At 43.2% G+C, this 16,585-nt stretch carries 14 protein-coding genes; 5 read left to right on the top strand and 9 right to left on the bottom strand.

Features of this window, described 5'->3' with window-relative positions:
• Positions 1 to 30: 30 nt before the first annotated feature.
• Positions 31 to 843 carry an alpha/beta fold hydrolase gene (locus JFC07_RS01365; RefSeq protein WP_198327901.1) on the bottom strand — a complete coding sequence of 271 codons (813 nt, stop codon included), beginning with the start codon at positions 841 to 843 and terminating at the stop codon, positions 31 to 33.
• A 336-nt stretch (positions 844 to 1,179) separates the two neighbouring features.
• Between JFC07_RS01365 and JFC07_RS01360 the strand changes: the two genes are divergently transcribed.
• Positions 1,180 to 1,977 (top strand): enoyl-CoA hydratase/isomerase family protein, encoded by a 798-nt coding sequence (locus JFC07_RS01360; RefSeq protein WP_198327900.1) that lies wholly within the window; start codon positions 1,180 to 1,182, stop codon positions 1,975 to 1,977.
• Between the two features lie 96 nt (positions 1,978 to 2,073).
• Here JFC07_RS01360 and JFC07_RS01355 read toward each other — a convergent pair whose 3' ends face one another.
• From JFC07_RS01355 to acnB, 3 genes are all read right to left on the bottom strand, one after another.
• Positions 2,074 to 2,520: a PACE efflux transporter gene (locus JFC07_RS01355; RefSeq protein WP_193031206.1), complete on the bottom strand. Its 447-nt coding sequence runs from the start codon at positions 2,518 to 2,520 to the stop codon at positions 2,074 to 2,076.
• A gap of 156 nt (positions 2,521 to 2,676) precedes the next feature.
• Positions 2,677 to 3,120, bottom strand: a complete 444-nt coding sequence (locus tag JFC07_RS01350; RefSeq protein WP_227678215.1) for a DUF805 domain-containing protein — start codon at positions 3,118 to 3,120, stop codon at positions 2,677 to 2,679.
• Between the two features lie 187 nt (positions 3,121 to 3,307).
• Positions 3,308 to 5,911, bottom strand: a complete 2,604-nt coding sequence (gene acnB, locus JFC07_RS01345; RefSeq protein ID WP_068406186.1) for a bifunctional aconitate hydratase 2/2-methylisocitrate dehydratase — start codon at positions 5,909 to 5,911, stop codon at positions 3,308 to 3,310.
• A gap of 335 nt (positions 5,912 to 6,246) precedes the next feature.
• Between acnB and JFC07_RS01340 the strand changes: the two genes are divergently transcribed.
• Complete coding sequence (locus JFC07_RS01340) at positions 6,247 to 6,642, top strand: carboxymuconolactone decarboxylase family protein (protein ID WP_193031204.1); 396 nt, start codon at positions 6,247 to 6,249, stop codon at positions 6,640 to 6,642.
• 196 nt (positions 6,643 to 6,838) lie between these two features.
• The gene (lipA, locus tag JFC07_RS01335) at positions 6,839 to 7,882 is read left to right on the top strand and encodes a lipoyl synthase (RefSeq protein WP_068406192.1); all 1,044 of its coding nucleotides are present in this window, start codon (positions 6,839 to 6,841) and stop codon (positions 7,880 to 7,882) included.
• A 118-nt stretch (positions 7,883 to 8,000) separates the two neighbouring features.
• On the opposite strand, the gene JFC07_RS01330 is transcribed toward lipA, so the two are convergent.
• The 3 genes from JFC07_RS01330 to JFC07_RS01320 are packed head-to-tail and all read right to left on the bottom strand — an operon-like array spanning position 8,001 to position 11,596.
• Positions 8,001 to 10,082, bottom strand: a complete 2,082-nt coding sequence (locus JFC07_RS01330; protein WP_198327899.1) for a TRAP transporter permease — start codon at positions 10,080 to 10,082, stop codon at positions 8,001 to 8,003.
• Complete coding sequence (locus JFC07_RS01325; RefSeq protein ID WP_193031203.1) at positions 10,054 to 10,599, bottom strand: DUF1850 domain-containing protein; 546 nt, start codon at positions 10,597 to 10,599, stop codon at positions 10,054 to 10,056. The genes JFC07_RS01330 and JFC07_RS01325 overlap by 29 nt, the downstream gene beginning before the upstream one ends.
• On the bottom strand, positions 10,577 to 11,596 hold the full coding sequence (locus tag JFC07_RS01320) for a TAXI family TRAP transporter solute-binding subunit (RefSeq protein WP_193031201.1): 1,020 nt from the start codon (positions 11,594 to 11,596) through the stop codon (positions 10,577 to 10,579). Before JFC07_RS01320 ends, JFC07_RS01325 begins: the two co-directional genes overlap by 23 nt.
• A gap of 706 nt (positions 11,597 to 12,302) precedes the next feature.
• Between JFC07_RS01320 and JFC07_RS01315 the strand changes: the two genes are divergently transcribed.
• Together JFC07_RS01315 and JFC07_RS01310 are read left to right on the top strand one after the other, a co-directional pair.
• Positions 12,303 to 12,689, top strand: a complete 387-nt coding sequence (locus JFC07_RS01315; RefSeq protein ID WP_193031199.1) for a hypothetical protein — start codon at positions 12,303 to 12,305, stop codon at positions 12,687 to 12,689.
• 160 nt (positions 12,690 to 12,849) lie between these two features.
• Positions 12,850 to 14,541 (top strand): alkaline phosphatase D family protein, encoded by a 1,692-nt coding sequence (locus JFC07_RS01310; protein WP_198327898.1) that lies wholly within the window; start codon positions 12,850 to 12,852, stop codon positions 14,539 to 14,541.
• Positions 14,542 to 14,687: 146 nt separating this feature from the next.
• Here JFC07_RS01310 and JFC07_RS01305 read toward each other — a convergent pair whose 3' ends face one another.
• Together JFC07_RS01305 and JFC07_RS01300 are read right to left on the bottom strand one after the other, a co-directional pair.
• Entirely contained in the window at positions 14,688 to 15,065 is a 378-nt protein-coding gene (locus JFC07_RS01305; protein ID WP_102077848.1) for a hypothetical protein, read from the bottom strand.
• 236 nt (positions 15,066 to 15,301) lie between these two features.
• Complete coding sequence (locus tag JFC07_RS01300) at positions 15,302 to 16,372, bottom strand: pyridoxal phosphate-dependent aminotransferase (protein ID WP_227678213.1); 1,071 nt, start codon at positions 16,370 to 16,372, stop codon at positions 15,302 to 15,304.
• Positions 16,373 to 16,585: the final 213 nt, after the last annotated feature.

Here is a 16,585-nt window from a genome sequence, read left to right as displayed (position 1 = left end):
ATTCAAAACTGGTTCCAGTCTCGCTCAAAGTTAGACACAGTGGGCTAAAAAGGTATTAATCACTTTATTAACCTGCTCAGGCTCTTCTACCGTCGCTGTATGTCCAGCGCCTTTAATAACCGCAAGCTTTGAGCCTTTAATGGCAAAATGCATGCGCTCCGCTTTTGAATAAGGCGTTGCCACATCTTCATCACCAACGATAATCAATGTCGGCGTGCTAATCTCGCCTAGCTGATCGTAAGTGCCCGAGCGCTCAATGACACCTGTGGTCGCCTTAACGACCCCGCCCTTACGATTGCCTTGTAACATCGTGAGCCACGCTCTGCGATCAGCCTTACGCGACTTATCGTTCAAAAAGCTACTGCCAAACATAATAGGCATGACTTTTTGACTGACTCGCTTCATACCCAGCCAGCGGATAGCCTTCATCAATTTGCGATACTGCGGGACGTTTTTTGGGTCTTCAGGGTCTGCTGACGTTTCAAGTAAGGTCAGCGATAACACTAACTCCGGACGTTTTAGCGCGATACGCTGAGCGACAAAACCACCCATCGATAACCCTAAAAAATGGCATTTATCAATATCTAGCGCATCCAACAATGCTAGCGTATCCTCGGTCAGCGTCTCCATATCATAGCCTGATTTGGTAATCTCCGACTGACCTTGCCCACGAAAATCAAACGCAATACAGCGGCAGCCAGATTTAAAGTACTCCACTTGCTTATCATACATCCGCGTATTCCATAGTAGCCCATGCGCAAAGACCATCACTGGCTTTTGCTTATCCTCCGGCGCGCTGTCTTCATAATAAATATCAACGTTATTCACATTTATCATTGGCATAATTACCTCCTTGTTTGTTGCTTGTTGCTTGTTGATTGCTTGTTTGGTTAACGAAATCCTTAACATTACTGCCATTTAGCATAATGCACCAAGCGGATACTTCATAGCGTTATTTTTGCACGGCAGATAATATATATTTATTAAATCAAATATAAGACAAAATAAGGAAAACTCAAACATTTTTGTCCGTGCCTTTAGCGCCCACAAAACCCGCTTTTATAATCATAACAAGCTGCTATAGTAATCAGCTTGCATGACTTGTTACAACTTTGTCCATTATAACCTTCATTGTTATCCGCAATGCTTATCTAGAACTTCTTACTAAGGAAACCAACCATGTCACAACCTTTGGTCGAATATCACAGCGAAAATCATATTGCCACCATTACCATGAATGACCCTAAGACGCTAAATGCCTTTAGCACACCATTAAAAGGCGCGATTATGGATGCGCTTGATAAGGCTGATCAAGATGCCGACGTACGCGTGATCGTGTTGCAAGGATCAAACAATAATTTCTCTAGCGGCGGTCATATCGGTGAGATGTTAGAGAATGGCATGGAATCAGAAGCACTTGTGGCAAAGCTTGATTTTATGCTCAGAGAAGTGGCTGAGGTAAGCTTAAAGCTACGGAATATTCACAAACCCATTATTGCCAAATTAGAAGGTGCCGTCGCGGGTGCTGGGATGAACTTGGCATTAACCTGTGATTTCCGTATTGCCGCTGACAATGCTAAATTTGTGCAAGCATTTGTCAATATCGGCTTGATTCCAGATGCGGGCGGTATTTACTTGCTCAATCAATTGATTGGCGCGGCGAAAACCACTGAGCTTGTGATGCTGGGTGATAAGCTTACTAGCGACGATGTCGCGCGTCTAAACTTAGTCAATAGCGTCGTAAGCAAAGATGAGCTTGACGCCAGCGTATTGGCATTGGCAACTCGCCTAAGTAATTTACCCGGTAAAGCTTTGGCATCAATGAAGCATATGATTAACGTACATGCTTTTTCAGGTTTAAATGAAGCGCTCGATATGGAAGTTGACCAACAAACCATGATGGCAAAAACCGCTGACTTTGCCGAAGGCATCACCGCCTTTATGGAAAAACGTAAGCCCGTTTATCAAGGTAAATAAAAGCTTCTAACGCTACCTTCTGTACTATCAACAAAAAGACTGCCTAATTTAATAGCAGTCTTTCTGTTGATCATTTAATAAGATTAATTTCTGTATTTATGAAGAAGCAGAAGCACTCTTATCGTAATGTGGTAAGGTGAATATCTTGTCAAAACCTAAGGTAAATACAAAGGTATAAACCAAGAAAAATAGCAGTAACGCCGCCTCCATCATAAATGCTTTGATTAAACCAACGTCATACCAAATCATATAAAGTGGCAGGCAAATCAATACCAAGCCACCTTCAAACCCTATCGCATGAGCGCTGCGGATTAATAAGGTACGCTTTTTAACCTGCTTGCGCCGTTCCCACGCTTCGAAAGCCGTATTGTATAAAAAGTTCCAAATCACAGCGGCTAATGACACCATCACCGCAACGGGTAACGACTCTGCCGCATCGCTGCCGCTAAGTTTCATGAGCACAAAGGTAGAAGCAATAATAGCGATAATTTCAAAGATGGTCACATAGACAATACGACGTTTGAGTGGGGGTAAAGTAATCAACCAAGACTCCAAAGCACTTAGCACTTAAGTATAAACAAAAAGTTGCTTAGTAAAGTATCGGTCCGTCCCGAGATAGAAATGAGAAAAGAGTGCAGAGCCACGGTTTCCGCCTGCCCCTATATTATACATAAGATAATGAGAGAAACCAGTCGCAGCTTATTTTGCTGGCGGACCCCATTGATTGATTTCGAGCTTGGTATCGCTCGCTAAAAATACCAGTAAGATAATAGAGCCTATCAATGGCAAAATAGATATCAAAAACCACCATCCTGAACGGCTAGTATCATGCAATCTGCGAATAGTCACTGCTAAGCCCGGCAAGAACAAACCAAGCGCTACAACAATATAAAATAACCCTATTTCTGAATTGAAGATAATCGCATCTAAAATCATCGCTATGATGACCAATCCCATTTGCACCAATACGAAATACCAATACTCTTTACGCCGAGCACGTCCAGAGAAATTGGCATAATTCCTTAGACCTTTTTTAAACCAGTCCATAATGCCATAGTTTGCCTCAGCACTATGATTATTAACCATCCCAGAATTTGGTAAAGGTGGCGGCGTTACTTTATCAAGCATATTTTTATTTTCCATAGGATTTATTATCACTCACCTTTAACGGTAGAATCGCCAACTAAAACATTTAATCAACGACTTTGATTATAAGCACTCAATAAAAGTTTGCAAACCATTATTCATATTTTTCAAACATGTAAAAAACCCCGTATCATCACGATACGGGGTTTGTTTTCAAAAAATTAAGAAGCTTTCGAATGAAAAACTAGGTCAACTGAGCAACGTTAATTTTATCCGCTTCTTCAGTATAGTCTTCCATACGATCAAAGTTCATGTATTTATAAACTTCATCGCCCATGCTGTTTAGCATGCCAGCATACTGCTGGTATTCGTCGTTGGTTGGCAATTTACCAAGTACCGCTGCTACCGCTGCAAGCTCTGCAGACGCGAGATAAACGTTCGCGCCTTGACCAAGACGGTTCGGGAAGTTACGGGTAGACGTTGAAACGGCCGTAGATTTCGGTGCGATACGTGCTTGGTTACCCATACATAGTGAACAACCTGGCATTTCAGTACGAGCGCCGGCTTGAGCGTAGATGTTGTAATAACCTTCTTCCATCAACTGACGCGCATCCATCTTAGTCGGTGGCGCAATCCATAGACGAGTTTTGAGGCTTCCCGCTGGTACGTCTTGTAGCAGTTTACCCGCAGCACGGAAGTGACCAATGTTGGTCATACATGACCCAATGAATACTTCATCAATGGTATCACCAGCGACGTCAGCCAATGTTTTAGCATCGTCTGGATCGTTCGGGCAGCAAAGAATTGGCTCTTTGATCTCGCTCATATCGATAGTCATATCGATAGCATATTCTGCATCTTCGTCAGCACGCATGAGGCTTGGGTTCGCTAGCCATTCTTGCATTTGCTCAACGCGGCGGCTGATGGTACGCGCATCGCCATAGCCTTCTGAAATCATCCATTTAAGCAAGGTGATGTTCGAGTTTAGGTACTCAGTCACTGATTCTTCAGACAAAGTAATGGTACAACCAGCAGCACTACGCTCAGCTGACGCATCAGACAATTCAAACGCTTGCTCAGCGGTCAAGTCTTCTAGACCTTCGATCTCTAAAATACGACCGTTAAACTCGTTGATTTTACCTTTCTTATCAACGGTCAAATAACCTTCTTTGATGGCTTGATAAGGAATCGCATGGACCAAGTCACGTAGCGTGATACCAGGTTGACGTTCGCCAACGAAGCGGACACGAACAGATTCAGGCATATCAAGTGGCATCACACCAGTTGCTGCTGCGAATGCAACCAAACCAGAACCGGCTGGGAACGAGATACCCATTGGGAAACGCGTATGCGAGTCACCACCAGTACCAACGGTATCTGGAAGTAGCATACGGTTAAGCCACGAGTGAATGATACCATCACCAGGACGTAAGCTGACGCCGCCACGGTTCATGATAAAGTCAGGCAATGTATGCTGAGTTTCAACGTCAACTGGCTTTGGATAAGCTGCGGTATGACAGAACGACTGCATCACAAGATCCGCTTGGAAACCCAAACATGCCAAATCTTTTAGCTCATCACGGGTCATCGGACCTGTGGTATCTTGCGAGCCGACCGTCGTCATTTTTGGCTCACAGTACATGCCCGGACGTACGCCTTCTAGACCACACGCTTTACCAACCATTTTTTGTGCAAGGGTAAAGCCTTTACCGGTATCAGCTGGCTCTTCTGGCTTAGCAAATACGTCTGAATGACCAAGACCCATATATTCACGAGCACGATTGGTCAAACCACGACCAACGATTAGTGGTATACGGCCGCCTGCGCGCACTTCGTCAAGCAAGGTTGGCGAGTTTAGCGTAAAGGTTGACAATACTTCGTCAGAGTCGTGCTTGGTGATTTTGCCTTCATACGGATAGATGTCAAACACATCGCCCATGTTTAGGTTATCAACGGCCACTTTTTCGATTGGTAAGGCGCCAGAATCTTCCATAGTGTTAAAGAAGATAGGAGCGATATTGTTACCTAATACTAGACCACCACCACGTTTGTTTGGTACGTTCGGAATGTCTTCGCCCATGAGCCACAATACAGAGTTGGTTGCAGACTTACGGCTAGAACCGGTACCAACCACGTCACCAACATAGGCAAGTGGATGACCTTTTTCTTTTAACGCTTCGATTTGCTTCATTGGACCAACAACACCCTCTTCGTCAGCAAAGATGCCGTCGCGAGAGTTTTTGTGCATGGCTAATGAATGCAATGGAATGTCGGGGCGGCTCCACGCGTCTTGCGCTGGTGACAAGTCATCAGTGTTGGTTTCGCCAGTGACTTTAAAGGTGGTATAAGTAGTTTTCTCTGGTACTTCAGGACGGCTTAAGAACCACTCCGCGTCGGCCCAAGATTGCACCACTTCTTTAGCAATAGCATTGCCAGCTTCGGCTTTTTCGGTCACGTCATTGAACGCGTCAAATACGAGTAATGTTTTCTTTAACGCATCAGCAGCTTCTTGTGCGACTTCCGCGTCATCAAGCGCGGCAACTAATGGCTGAACGTTGTAACCACCTTGCATGGTGCCTAAAATTTCAACGGCTTTTTTCTTGCTGATAAGTGGTGAAGTCGCTTCGCCTTTAACAATAGCAGCTAAAAATGCAGCTTTAACATAAGCGGCTTGGTCAACACCGGCAGGAATACGGTTTTCTAACAAGTCCATCAAGAACGCATCTTCGCCCGCTGGTGGGTTTTTAAGTAGCTCTACCAATTCTGCTACCTGCTTCTCATTTAATGGAAGTGGTACAGTCCCTAGCTCAGCACGTTCTGCGACATGTTTACGATAAGCTTCTAACACAATAGTCGTCCTCGTCGGTTGGTGACCAGTACATCACGTGAGTAGTCAGGATGACAGCCTACATCGATGTACTGCATTGAATAATTATCCGTGCAATCATAGCTCAAAACGCTCAAAATGTTAATGGCTGAGCCGCGAAAAGGCGCAGAATAACGCCATATTGGACATTTATTATAAAAATAGTGCCATAACCAATATGATTGACGCGGTTAAATAAAAACCGTGTGCCTGCTATACTCTGACAACCTCAGAACTTATCAGATGTTTTACGTTAGCGAATTTTTATATGCGACTTGATAAAACACACTTTGCCAATAAATATTAAGGATAATAAGATGGACGATAATGCCAATTATCAAAACGGTCTAAAAGTTCGTACCGAAGTGATGGGCGAGCGACATGTCAAACGCTCGCTCGATTCGGCGACCCCATTTACCCAGCCGCTGCAAGACTGGATTATCGAACACGCTTGGGGCAGCACGTGGCAAGACGACACCATACTACCGCGCAAATATCGCTCCTTAATTACCATGGCTTTTTTAATTGCGCAAAAAAGCCCAAATGAGCTCAAGGGACACATCCGAGGAGCGATTAATAATGGCGCCAGTGTCGCTGAAATTCGAGAAGTACTGATGCACAGCTTGCCTTATTGCGGCGCGCCTGCCACCCAAGAAGCGTTTCGCGCAGCCATAGATGTGCTAAATGACATGGACATTGATATCAATAAATAAAACTAGGGTAAAGGTGCGCTTCATAGTAGTCTTATTAGTGATAAAACCTTATTTAGCGCTAGTAGCTTTTTTGATTGTCTTAACAAGATTGCCCAAAAAACTTTGAGCCATTATCTGCTATAATAGCTGCATCCATAAAACATTCTAATAATGCCAAAAACCCTTATCCTATCAAGGGTTAAGAGAACATTTGATTATGACAAACGCCGTACAAACCCACGTCCCCGCTGCCCGTGCAAAACCAAAAAAAGCCATCCAAGGCGAAAAGCTACGTGGCTACGACAAGGTAGCGCGCATCCCAATTAAAGTGATTCCGACCGTCGAGGCAAAGAAAAAGCCTGATTGGATTCGGGTTAAAATGTCGTCACCTGCGGAAGTAGCGCGTATCAAAGCCACTCTGCGTGAGCAAAAGCTTTATACCGTCTGTGAAGAAGCCGCTTGCCCGAATCTGCCGCAGTGCTTCGCTGATGGTACGGCAACCTTTATGATTATGGGTGATATCTGTACCCGTCGCTGCCCGTTTTGTGATGTCGGTCATGGTCGCCCAAATGAATTGGACAAAGACGAGCCACGCCATACCGCCGAGACCATTCAAGGTTTGGGTCTAAAATACGCAGTGATTACTTCAGTTGACCGCGATGATTTAAAAGACGGCGGTGCTGGACATTTTGTTGAAGTGTTAAATGAATCGCGCGCGCTAAGCCCAAATTGCTTGATTGAGATACTGGTGCCAGATTTCCGTGGGCGTATGGAGATTGCCTTAGACTTATTGACTGAAACCGCGCCAGATGTCTTTAACCACAATATCGAAACCGTGCCGCGTCTCTATAAAGCCTTCCGTCCAGGTTCTGATTATCAGCATTCATTAGATTTGCTTAAAATCTATAAAGAGCGCCGCCCTGATATCGCCACCAAATGCGGCTTTATGGTTGGACTGGGTGAGACCGAAGAAGAAATCTATGCGCTGCTTGATGATTTAAAAGCCCATGACGTCGATATGATTACCATCGGTCAGTACCTGCAACCCAGTAAAGACCATGCGCCTGTTGATCGTTATGTCCATCCAGATGAATTTCAGCGCTATATGGATTATGGCAAAAAGATTGGTTTCTTTAGCATTTGGGCCGGCCCAATGGTACGCTCAAGCTACTTTGCCGATCGTCAATACTATGGCGAAGATTGCCCAGCGCCTATCCGCAGCAAAAAAGCGCTTGAAGCAGAAGGTAAACTTGGCTGTTAAGTAATATTCGTCACTATATCAAAGTAGGATGACGAATCTTAAAATATATAAAGGGCGAATAGTAGATAGTTACTATTCGCCCTTTTTTTATGCTTATACACTCAATCCCTAAATAACGTTAAACATTTAGAGGTTGGACTGCTGTTTTACTGTTTTTCATATTTAACAACGCGATACCAAGGATCATGGCACCGCCTATCAAACCTGTGATAAGACCCGGATAAATCAGCAGTAAAGCACCAATTGCCAAAAGGATACGCGTGATTGTATTCATACTGCCTTTAAAATACCCTTCTAACGCTGCACTAAGGCCAATTACACCAATCACAGACGTCACAACAGCCGTAACAATATCGATGATGGGTGGCAATGGGAATTCTTTTGCCGTAACCGCAAGACCTGTCGGGTCAATCATCAACATTGCAGGATTATAAATAAACATAAATGGAACGATAAATCCAGCCAGTGCCAACTTCAATGACAGAAACCCTGTTTTCATAGGATCGCCACCAGAGATACCAGCGCCAGCAAAGGCTGCCAAGCAGACTGGCGGAGTAATATTGGCAAATACGCCAAAATAAAATACGAACATATGCGCCGCCAAAATAGGAATATCAAATCCTGCTAATGCGGGCGCCGCCATCGTTGCCGTAATAATATATGCAGGAATCGATGGTAATCCCATTCCTAAAACCATCGACGCCAGCATGGTTAAAATCAAGGTGAGCAATAATGAGCCTGCTCCTAAAGTAACAATGGAAGAGGTCATTACCGTACCAAAACTCGTTAAGCTGACTACCCCAATAATAATCCCTACGACCGCACAGGCCGCCATGACCGCTAACGACTGGCGCGCACCGTCTTCTAGCGCGCCCAAAATGTCTTTAAAGCTCATGCGTGTTTCTTTACGTAGCATACTGATGACAACAGTAAAGCCAATGGTATAGGCAGCGGCATACCCTACCGGTACATTCTTAATCAATAAAAAAATCAGAAAAACAATCGGCAGCAGCATATGACCGCGCGCCTTTAACACCTCTTTTACCTGTGGCAGACTCTCTTTCGCCATACCTTTTAAGTCACGGCGGCCTGCACGAAAATGCACCTGCGCGATGACGCCCAGATAATACAAGATAGCAGGTAATAAGGCAGCCAGAGCGATCGTACTATATGGCAGTCCTGTGGTCTCGGCCATAATAAAAGCACTGGCACCCATAATTGGCGGCAAGATTTGACCACCAACGGATGCACTTGCCTCTACAGCGCCCGCAAAATCTTTATGATAGCCAACCTTTTTCATCAAGGGAATGGTAAATGCGCCCGTACTGACCACGTTCGACAAAGCTGAGCCATTAATACTGCCCATAAAACCGCTTGAGATAACCGCTACCTTTGCTGGGCCGCCTTTTTTATCGCCTGCGAGCGCCAGTGCCAAATCATTAAATAGCTGCCCCATTCCAGAGCGTGCCAAGAATGCCCCGAACAGAATGAATAGAAAGATGAATGTGACCGAGGCACCGATTGCAACTGAATACAATCCTTCTGTCTTTAGGAATAATTGGCCAAAAATATCGCCAAAATCATAAGGACGAGTGAGTAGCCGATCAGGCATAAAATTCATATGACTGATAAATGGATATAACAAAAATATTGACGCCAATATCGGTAATATCCAACCAGTAATACGCCGACTGCCCTCGAGTACACAAATCACCGTGATAATAGAGAACAATACATCCGTTTGATTGGCTATGCCGCCGCGTGAGGTCACAATATCTTGATACTCATAGATAAGATACGCCATTCCAGATAAAGATAACACGAACCAAACCCAGTCGTACCAAGCCACCCGCTTGCGGCTGCTCTTCTTACTGGCTGGAAAAATCAGAAAAATCAATGCAAAACCAATACCTACATGCACAGAACGCTGTAACAATGATGGCATAGGATTAAAAGTGATATATAGATGAAAAAGTGAATATAAAATACAAATCGCAGCGATAATATATTTTACTGGCCCTTGAGTGATATGACGCGTAATTGACTCTCGGTCGTACTTTTCTAGTATTGCTTGTGTGAGGTTAGGATCAACGTCGTCATCGATATCAGTGCTATCATGAAAGCCCGGTTGCTTAGACAACTTAGCCTCATCGCTAGAGACAGTAGTCCCGCTATTGTGATCCATCACTTGAGAGTTCATGACAAAAATCCTTATTAAATCTATCTATTAGACTATACGATTTAGGCGTAATAGTTACTGCAGAATAATCAGGCACCCATTGATGAATTAAAATACGATGACCTGCATAATCAATCTCACCTTTGGTGCGCCTTGAAACTACCCAGTTGAGACTCGGGAGTCTTTCGTTGATTTGATAGCCAACATAGCCTGGTTTTTTTATGGGAGCGACATTTTCAGTAGATGGGGTTCCCGCCCCAAAAGCTTGTAGATAAGTAGTGGTTAGCAATAAACCTTGATTCTCACGAACATATTGCTCCTCCCACCATTGCTTTTCTACAGAATGAATCCAGCGCAATTGAAAATTGGGCTCAACGAAATAACATACTTTTTTATCAGATTCAGCAACATCATTGACGCGCACCTCGATGACAGACTGGCGGGTAAAAATTACCCAGAATGTTAAAACCGCTAGCGCAACAGTCACTGCTGCGCCGATTGTTAAACTTAAGCGTTTACTTAGCTGATTGCTCTTCATAGTATTTCTTAGCGCCTGGATGGATAGGAGCTACCATTCCTTCTTGAGCAGTCTCTAAGCTGATATCATTAGCTGCTTGGTGGGCATTTTTTAGGCCATCCAAGTTTTCAAACAGCGCTTTGGTCAGTTTATAGCCATCCTCTTCAGAGATGTCAGAACGAATCAACAACGCATTCATCACGGCAGTCGTTGGAATGGCGGCATCGTTACCATATGTTCCAGCAGGAATCTCGAACGTCTTAAAGTAAGGCTTGTTTTCGATAATTTGTTTAAGCTTATCTTGATTGATGGTGACCAGCTGCAATTTGATGCCCTGCTCTAGCTCTAACAGTGAAGAGTTTGGTAAGCCGCTACTAAAAAACGCCGCTTCAATCTTACCCGCTTTCATCGCATCGGCTGCATCGGCAAACCCTAGATAGTCGACTTTGATATCATCATAAGTGATACCAAAACCTTCTAACAACGTCCGAGCATTGACTTCCGTTCCAGAACCTTGATCACCAACCGCAATACGCTTACCTTTTAAATCTTCGATATTTTTGATACCAGATTTTTCTGAAGCGACTATCTGAATCACATTTGGATATAGAACGGCAACTTGTTGAATATTGGTTATCGGTTCTTTAAAGTCTTCAGTGCCTTCAACCGCATTGGTGACGACATCACTAAGTGCTAGCACCATGTCGACTTTACCTTGCGTGAGTAGATTGACGTTTTCTACTGACGCCCCTGTGGTTTGGGTCTTAGCATTAACGCCAAAGGTTTTGGCGTAGATTTCTGCTAAAGAGGTGCCAATAATATTATAAGGACCTGATGCGCCCCCTGTTGCGATAGTGACAAACTTGGTTTCAAGCTTATCACTCGCCGCTGAAGCAGCAGTATTGTCAGTGGTAGCGCTATCATTGGTATCAGTCGCCGTGTTGTCTGAACAGGCAACCATCGTCATACTTAAGGCAACAATTGCAGCTAGTAGAGGAGTTTTACTAAAAAACGTCATTATTTTCATCCTTGATAAAATAAAGCGAATTGGATTTATAAAATATTACGTAACCATGTCACTGTAATAGTAACTAATCCGTGTTGAATTGTAAGCTTTATATACTATACGTCAATCTCAACTTATCGTAGGCTTTTGATTTTTATAGAATTTAAAATTCTAATTGTTTTAACTGAAATTTTAAAAAGTAAGTAAACCAATACCTTAGAAAAATAAGTTGAGAGTGGGGTATACTATATTAATTTTTGAAAAGTGTAGCGTCCCATTGATACGATCAAAAGGATCCATGTAATTAAAGCATGAGGTGTCATACATTGCTATCTTGTTTTATGCGATAGCAAACATCAGCACTCATGAGTCGTAGTTTACCTCTTCAAATTTGCTAAACCAAAATTATTAGACCAGCTATTGTTTCGCTGTGCAGCACTAAGTTTCATATTCTTATGACCATTTAAACAGACTTTATAGACCTTGTAAACTTCTACTAACATTTCCCTTAACTGTTAAAATAACTTTGATTCTTGCCATGCGAAGCCGACGCGTGATTATTGCTTGAGCAAATAATAGTTAAAAGAAGACTGACTGCCAATAATTATCTTTTTTACTAATACGTAGATATCTATAATTGTTCACTACTATAATTGGTTTCTATTACATATAATCGCTAATAACATCAATAGAATCGACAAACCTTAAAGGAAAACTTATGAAAAAATTATTTGCTTCGAGCATCGTCCTTACTACATTTGTCCTAGCTGGCTGTGCCACTTCTGATATGAATACCAACGCTGGCACGGCCATCGGTTCGGCAAACGAGATTGGGATGAATATTTTTAAAGCGGCTATTGATAACCAATGTCGCAGCCAGATTGAAAAACAAAATGCTTGGCGCATTGCTAGTGTGGCAATGACGGACGCTCAAGAAGAAGAGATAAAAGGTCGAGTTTGCGGCTGCGTCAGCGAGCAAGCGCCGCAGCAAGTGTCTCTCGTTGAACTTGGCAATGCGGCGATAGATGCCGACTATCGCACCCAACTGGTCACTAGAGTCGTGGCGAAAACGCTGCAGAGTTGTTACGGTAGCATTGTTAAATAAGTAGGTGACAAATAGATAGATGAATCGGCGACTTGGCTAAAGGGTCTATTTCACGAAATAAGTTGGGTTATTCGTTGCACAACCCAACTTATTCATATAGATTATTTACTATTGTGAATGACAAATGGAATTTATCTTTAACCCATGTCAAGGATGACTGATGAAAAGACGTGCATTTATAAAACTTGGTGGTCAGGTAACGATAGCCGGTACTGTGTTGACTCAGCTCAGTGCTTGTTCATCAGATGATGATGACGTCAGGCCACCAAATAACATCGATGGTTTAGATGACTTGGATGATTTAGGCTATCAAGGCGCAGCACCTTTTGTGCATGGTATTGCCAGCGGTGACCCGCTCCAAGATCGCGTCATACTATGGACACGAATTACCAATGACGGTAGTATCCAAGCCGCCAGTATTCCTGTTGCTTATAGGGTGGCAACAGACCCAGCGCTGAAAAACATCGTTACTCAAGGTCGCGCAATAGCGACAGCGCAATCCGACTTCACCGTAAAGGTCGACCCTAAAAACCTACAACCCAATACCACTTATTATTATGCTTTTGAAGCACTGGGCTATCGCTCTGCTATCGGTCGCACACGCACCATACCGCAAGCAGACTTGCCAGCAAGCGAAGTTGATCGTGTGCGCTTAGCAGTGGTTTCCTGCTCAAACTATGGCTTTGGCTACTTTAATGGCTATGCCAATATCGCCAAGCAAGCCGACCTCTCTGCTGTCATACATTTAGGTGATTATATCTATGAGTATCCAGAAGGCTTTTATCGCGATAACGATTTAAAAGAAGAGCGACCGTTAGACCCAAAAAACGAGATTATTAGTTTAGACGATTATCGTCGCCGCTATGCTTGCTACCGTACCGATATCGATTTGCAAGAATGTCACCGTCAGCATCCGTTTATCGCTGTCTGGGACGATCACGAAATCGCAGACAATTCATGGAAAGGTGGCGCAGGCTTTCATACTGAGAGTAAAGGCAGCTATATAGAACGCAAAATGTCCGCCGTGCGCGCTTATCATGAGTGGATGCTTATCCGCGATGACAGTAGCAACGAGCTAGACAGTCAATTACGTATTTATCGACGTTTTGAATTTGGTAAATTATTCGATTTAAATATGCTAGATACGCGCATATTTGGGCGCGAAAAGCTTGATGCCAAAGCCAGTAACGAGCCTGAACGCCAACTATTAGGTCTTGAACAAGAAAACTGGCTTTATTTAAAGATGCTAGAGGGTAAACGCCGTCAAGCAACATGGCAAGTGCTCGGCCAACAAGTTATTTTAGCGCCATTTAAAGGCACTTATGCCACCAATTCTGGCGATATTTGGAATGGGTATGCCAGTGCACGCACACGTTTGCTCAACTTTATCGAAGAAAATAATATCTCCAACACGGTTGTCTTAACTGGGGATTATCATGCTTCCTTTGCTTTTGATATTGCAAAAAACCCTTTTGAAGCAAGTAGCTATAACCCTCTAACCGGCAAAGGCTCTTTAGCCGTAGAGTTCGTCTGTCCGGCATTGACGTCTTTGCCCTTTCCTGAAACCGCTGGGGTTGAGCTAAACCCGCATCAGAAATTTAACAATCAGACCGAACGTGGTTATATGCTCCTTGATATCACCGAGCAGACATTTCAATGTGAATGGTATTACACGGACACCTTAAAAAAACGAGATGATAGCGTTAGATTTGCAAAAAGTTTGCTTACTCAAACCCAAACCAACCACTTGATTGACGGCAGTCAATCGCGCCCGCTTACTAACGTCGCTGCCCTCTCTGCTGCTGACAAATCCATTGCAGTGAAAAAGTCTGCCGCTTTAAGCGGTGCTTAACACAATACGCTCCGCACAGTACTTTGCACACTTAAGGTAAAAAATAGTAGCCAACAAAAAAGGGTAAATCATATGACTTACCCTTTTTTATTGCTTATTTAGCTAATGGGATTTATAAAATACCGACGTACTTATGACTGGTCAATTTATAGCTCATTGCTAGGCGTTGGACGAACGGGTAAAGACGCGGTCGATGGCAATATTTTACTGCGATGAAAATACTTAGATGAGCCATCAATTATCTTATTCACTTCTTTGACTAAGGCATGGATGACATCATCATAAACGCCATGATATAACTCGGTCTCAAACGCTGTAAAAGGATGCTTACGCGATGCCGAACTGACTTCTGTCACGCCCTGCTTACTATAAAAAATATCGACGCGGCCATCGCTATTTAACACACAATTTAACTCTCCGCCTTCAAGCGCCATCTCGATACGCTCAGGCATAAAAATATAATCATCCACATCCATGAGCTTTTTTTCTACTTCTCTCTTAAAAAAAGATTTGATATCAAACATACATACACCCTTTGTCTTAAAATTTTAAAAACCTTTAGCACGTCTATTCTTATGGTCTTTATGGTATGCGTCTCGCATATTTACTTATGATAAATCGTGCTTTATTAACTTATCCTATAAGGTGTACGGATACTTTTTAAGACAGAATATGTAAAACTGCGTTTGATGTTGGTAAAAAAGACGCCGTCTAAGCGTCCCTTCTTTTTTGGTAAATCCAATCATACGATTGTGCGTAATTATACCCAGCCTTTTTCACGAAATAACTGTAACGTCTTAATAACGACTGTCATCTCTTCGGGTGTGCCAAGTGTGATGCGGTTAAAACCTAGTATCGAAGGGAACTCGCGACCAACGGCAATACCATGTTCGAGCATACGATCAATATAGGTTTGTACATCGCCATTGACTTCATAAAAAATAAAGTTGGTTTGCGAGGGCAAATAACGCAGTTCCAGCTCATCAAGCGTCGTCTCCATCATTTTTCTTGCTTGATTGGTGGTTTGTAAGCTATGCGCCAAAAACGTCTCGTCTTCTAGCGTTGCTATTGCTGCAACCGCACCTAACATGTTGATATTATCCGTAGACATCAAAGAACCAATGTCTGCAATCATCGGTGGATTGGCAATCGCATAACCGACGCGCAAGCCTGCTAGCCCAAATAATTTTGAGAAAGTGCGCACGACAATCAAGTTATCGGATAACCCCTCTTTTATCCACTCAACGCCACTCTCAAAACTGGGATCGGTGATGTAGCCAAAGTAGGCTTCATCCACTAAGAAATAGTGGTTTTTTGGCGCATTTTTTATCCACGCTTTGAGCGTATCCGTTTCGGTAATGATAGCCGTTGGATTATTAGGGTTGCACAAATAAAAAAGACTGATACCGTCAAATGTAGCGGCAGCTTTTTTTAGATTATCAAAGTCTAAATCATAATCATCGCGCGTTAATGGCACTTTGACTACTGGAATACCTAAGGAGCGTGCATATAGCTCTGCACAGCCAAAAGTTGGGTCTGGAATGATTAGCTGAAACCTTGTATCTGTTTTTAATGCTTTGTCATGCAGCATTTGCACCACTGCTCTGATACTCTCGATTGAGCCATTGCCCAATAAAACCTGATTTTCAGATACGCCGTTGATAGCCGCTACTTTGCTCAGCAGCGTAGCGCGATGTTTATCAGGATAGCGAGCGCCGCCAGCCAAAGCATTAGCGATGGCTTCTTTAGCAGAGTCGGCCATGCCCAAAGAGTTTTCATTGAAGTCTAGCTTGAGTAGTTTATGACTGTTGTTATCGATAGTATTATGCATGATAGGTAATCCGCCTAAGTCGTCCATGAATGATAAAGCGCATGCAGCTGCGTCATATCATCTTAAGTGGCATTTCTCATAATTACAAGTTATCTAATAGCAAATTATTAGTTATTAATATACCTAGATAGAAGTACGTTTAACTTTAAATATCCCATAAAAAAAGGCGAGCTGCAGCCTATGCAACTCACCTTTCTACGTCTACATTCAGTC

Origin of the sequence: Psychrobacter faecalis, assembly GCF_016107575.1 — a bacterium.
GTDB classification, from domain to species: Bacteria; Pseudomonadota; Gammaproteobacteria; order Pseudomonadales; family Moraxellaceae; genus Psychrobacter; species Psychrobacter faecalis.
The sequence above is the reverse complement of the archived record's forward strand: the minus strand, read 5'-3'. Positions and strand labels throughout refer to the sequence as shown.

What these genes read in the sequence shown, in the direction of transcription:
- JFC07_RS01350 (WP_227678215.1), bottom strand. Translation starts at nt 3,120, where the DNA reads ATGGAAAATAAAAATATGCTTGATAAAGTAACGCCGCCACCTTTACCA.
- JFC07_RS01320 (WP_193031201.1), bottom strand. Translation starts at nt 11,596, where the DNA reads ATGACGTTTTTTAGTAAAACTCCTCTACTAGCTGCAATTGTTGCCTTA.
- JFC07_RS01310 (WP_198327898.1), top strand. Translation starts at nt 12,850, where the DNA reads ATGAAAAGACGTGCATTTATAAAACTTGGTGGTCAGGTAACGATAGCC.
- JFC07_RS01300 (WP_227678213.1), bottom strand. Translation starts at nt 16,372, where the DNA reads ATGCATAATACTATCGATAACAACAGTCATAAACTACTCAAGCTAGAC.
- JFC07_RS01340 (WP_193031204.1), top strand. Translation starts at nt 6,247, where the DNA reads ATGGACGATAATGCCAATTATCAAAACGGTCTAAAAGTTCGTACCGAA.
- JFC07_RS01360 (WP_198327900.1), top strand. Translation starts at nt 1,180, where the DNA reads ATGTCACAACCTTTGGTCGAATATCACAGCGAAAATCATATTGCCACC.
- lipA (WP_068406192.1), top strand. Translation starts at nt 6,839, where the DNA reads ATGACAAACGCCGTACAAACCCACGTCCCCGCTGCCCGTGCAAAACCA.
- JFC07_RS01305 (WP_102077848.1), bottom strand. Translation starts at nt 15,065, where the DNA reads ATGTTTGATATCAAATCTTTTTTTAAGAGAGAAGTAGAAAAAAAGCTC.
- JFC07_RS01325 (WP_193031203.1), bottom strand. Translation starts at nt 10,599, where the DNA reads ATGAAGAGCAATCAGCTAAGTAAACGCTTAAGTTTAACAATCGGCGCA.
- JFC07_RS01315 (WP_193031199.1), top strand. Translation starts at nt 12,303, where the DNA reads ATGAAAAAATTATTTGCTTCGAGCATCGTCCTTACTACATTTGTCCTA.
- JFC07_RS01365 (WP_198327901.1), bottom strand. Translation starts at nt 843, where the DNA reads ATGCCAATGATAAATGTGAATAACGTTGATATTTATTATGAAGACAGC.
- JFC07_RS01330 (WP_198327899.1), bottom strand. Translation starts at nt 10,082, where the DNA reads ATGAACTCTCAAGTGATGGATCACAATAGCGGGACTACTGTCTCTAGC.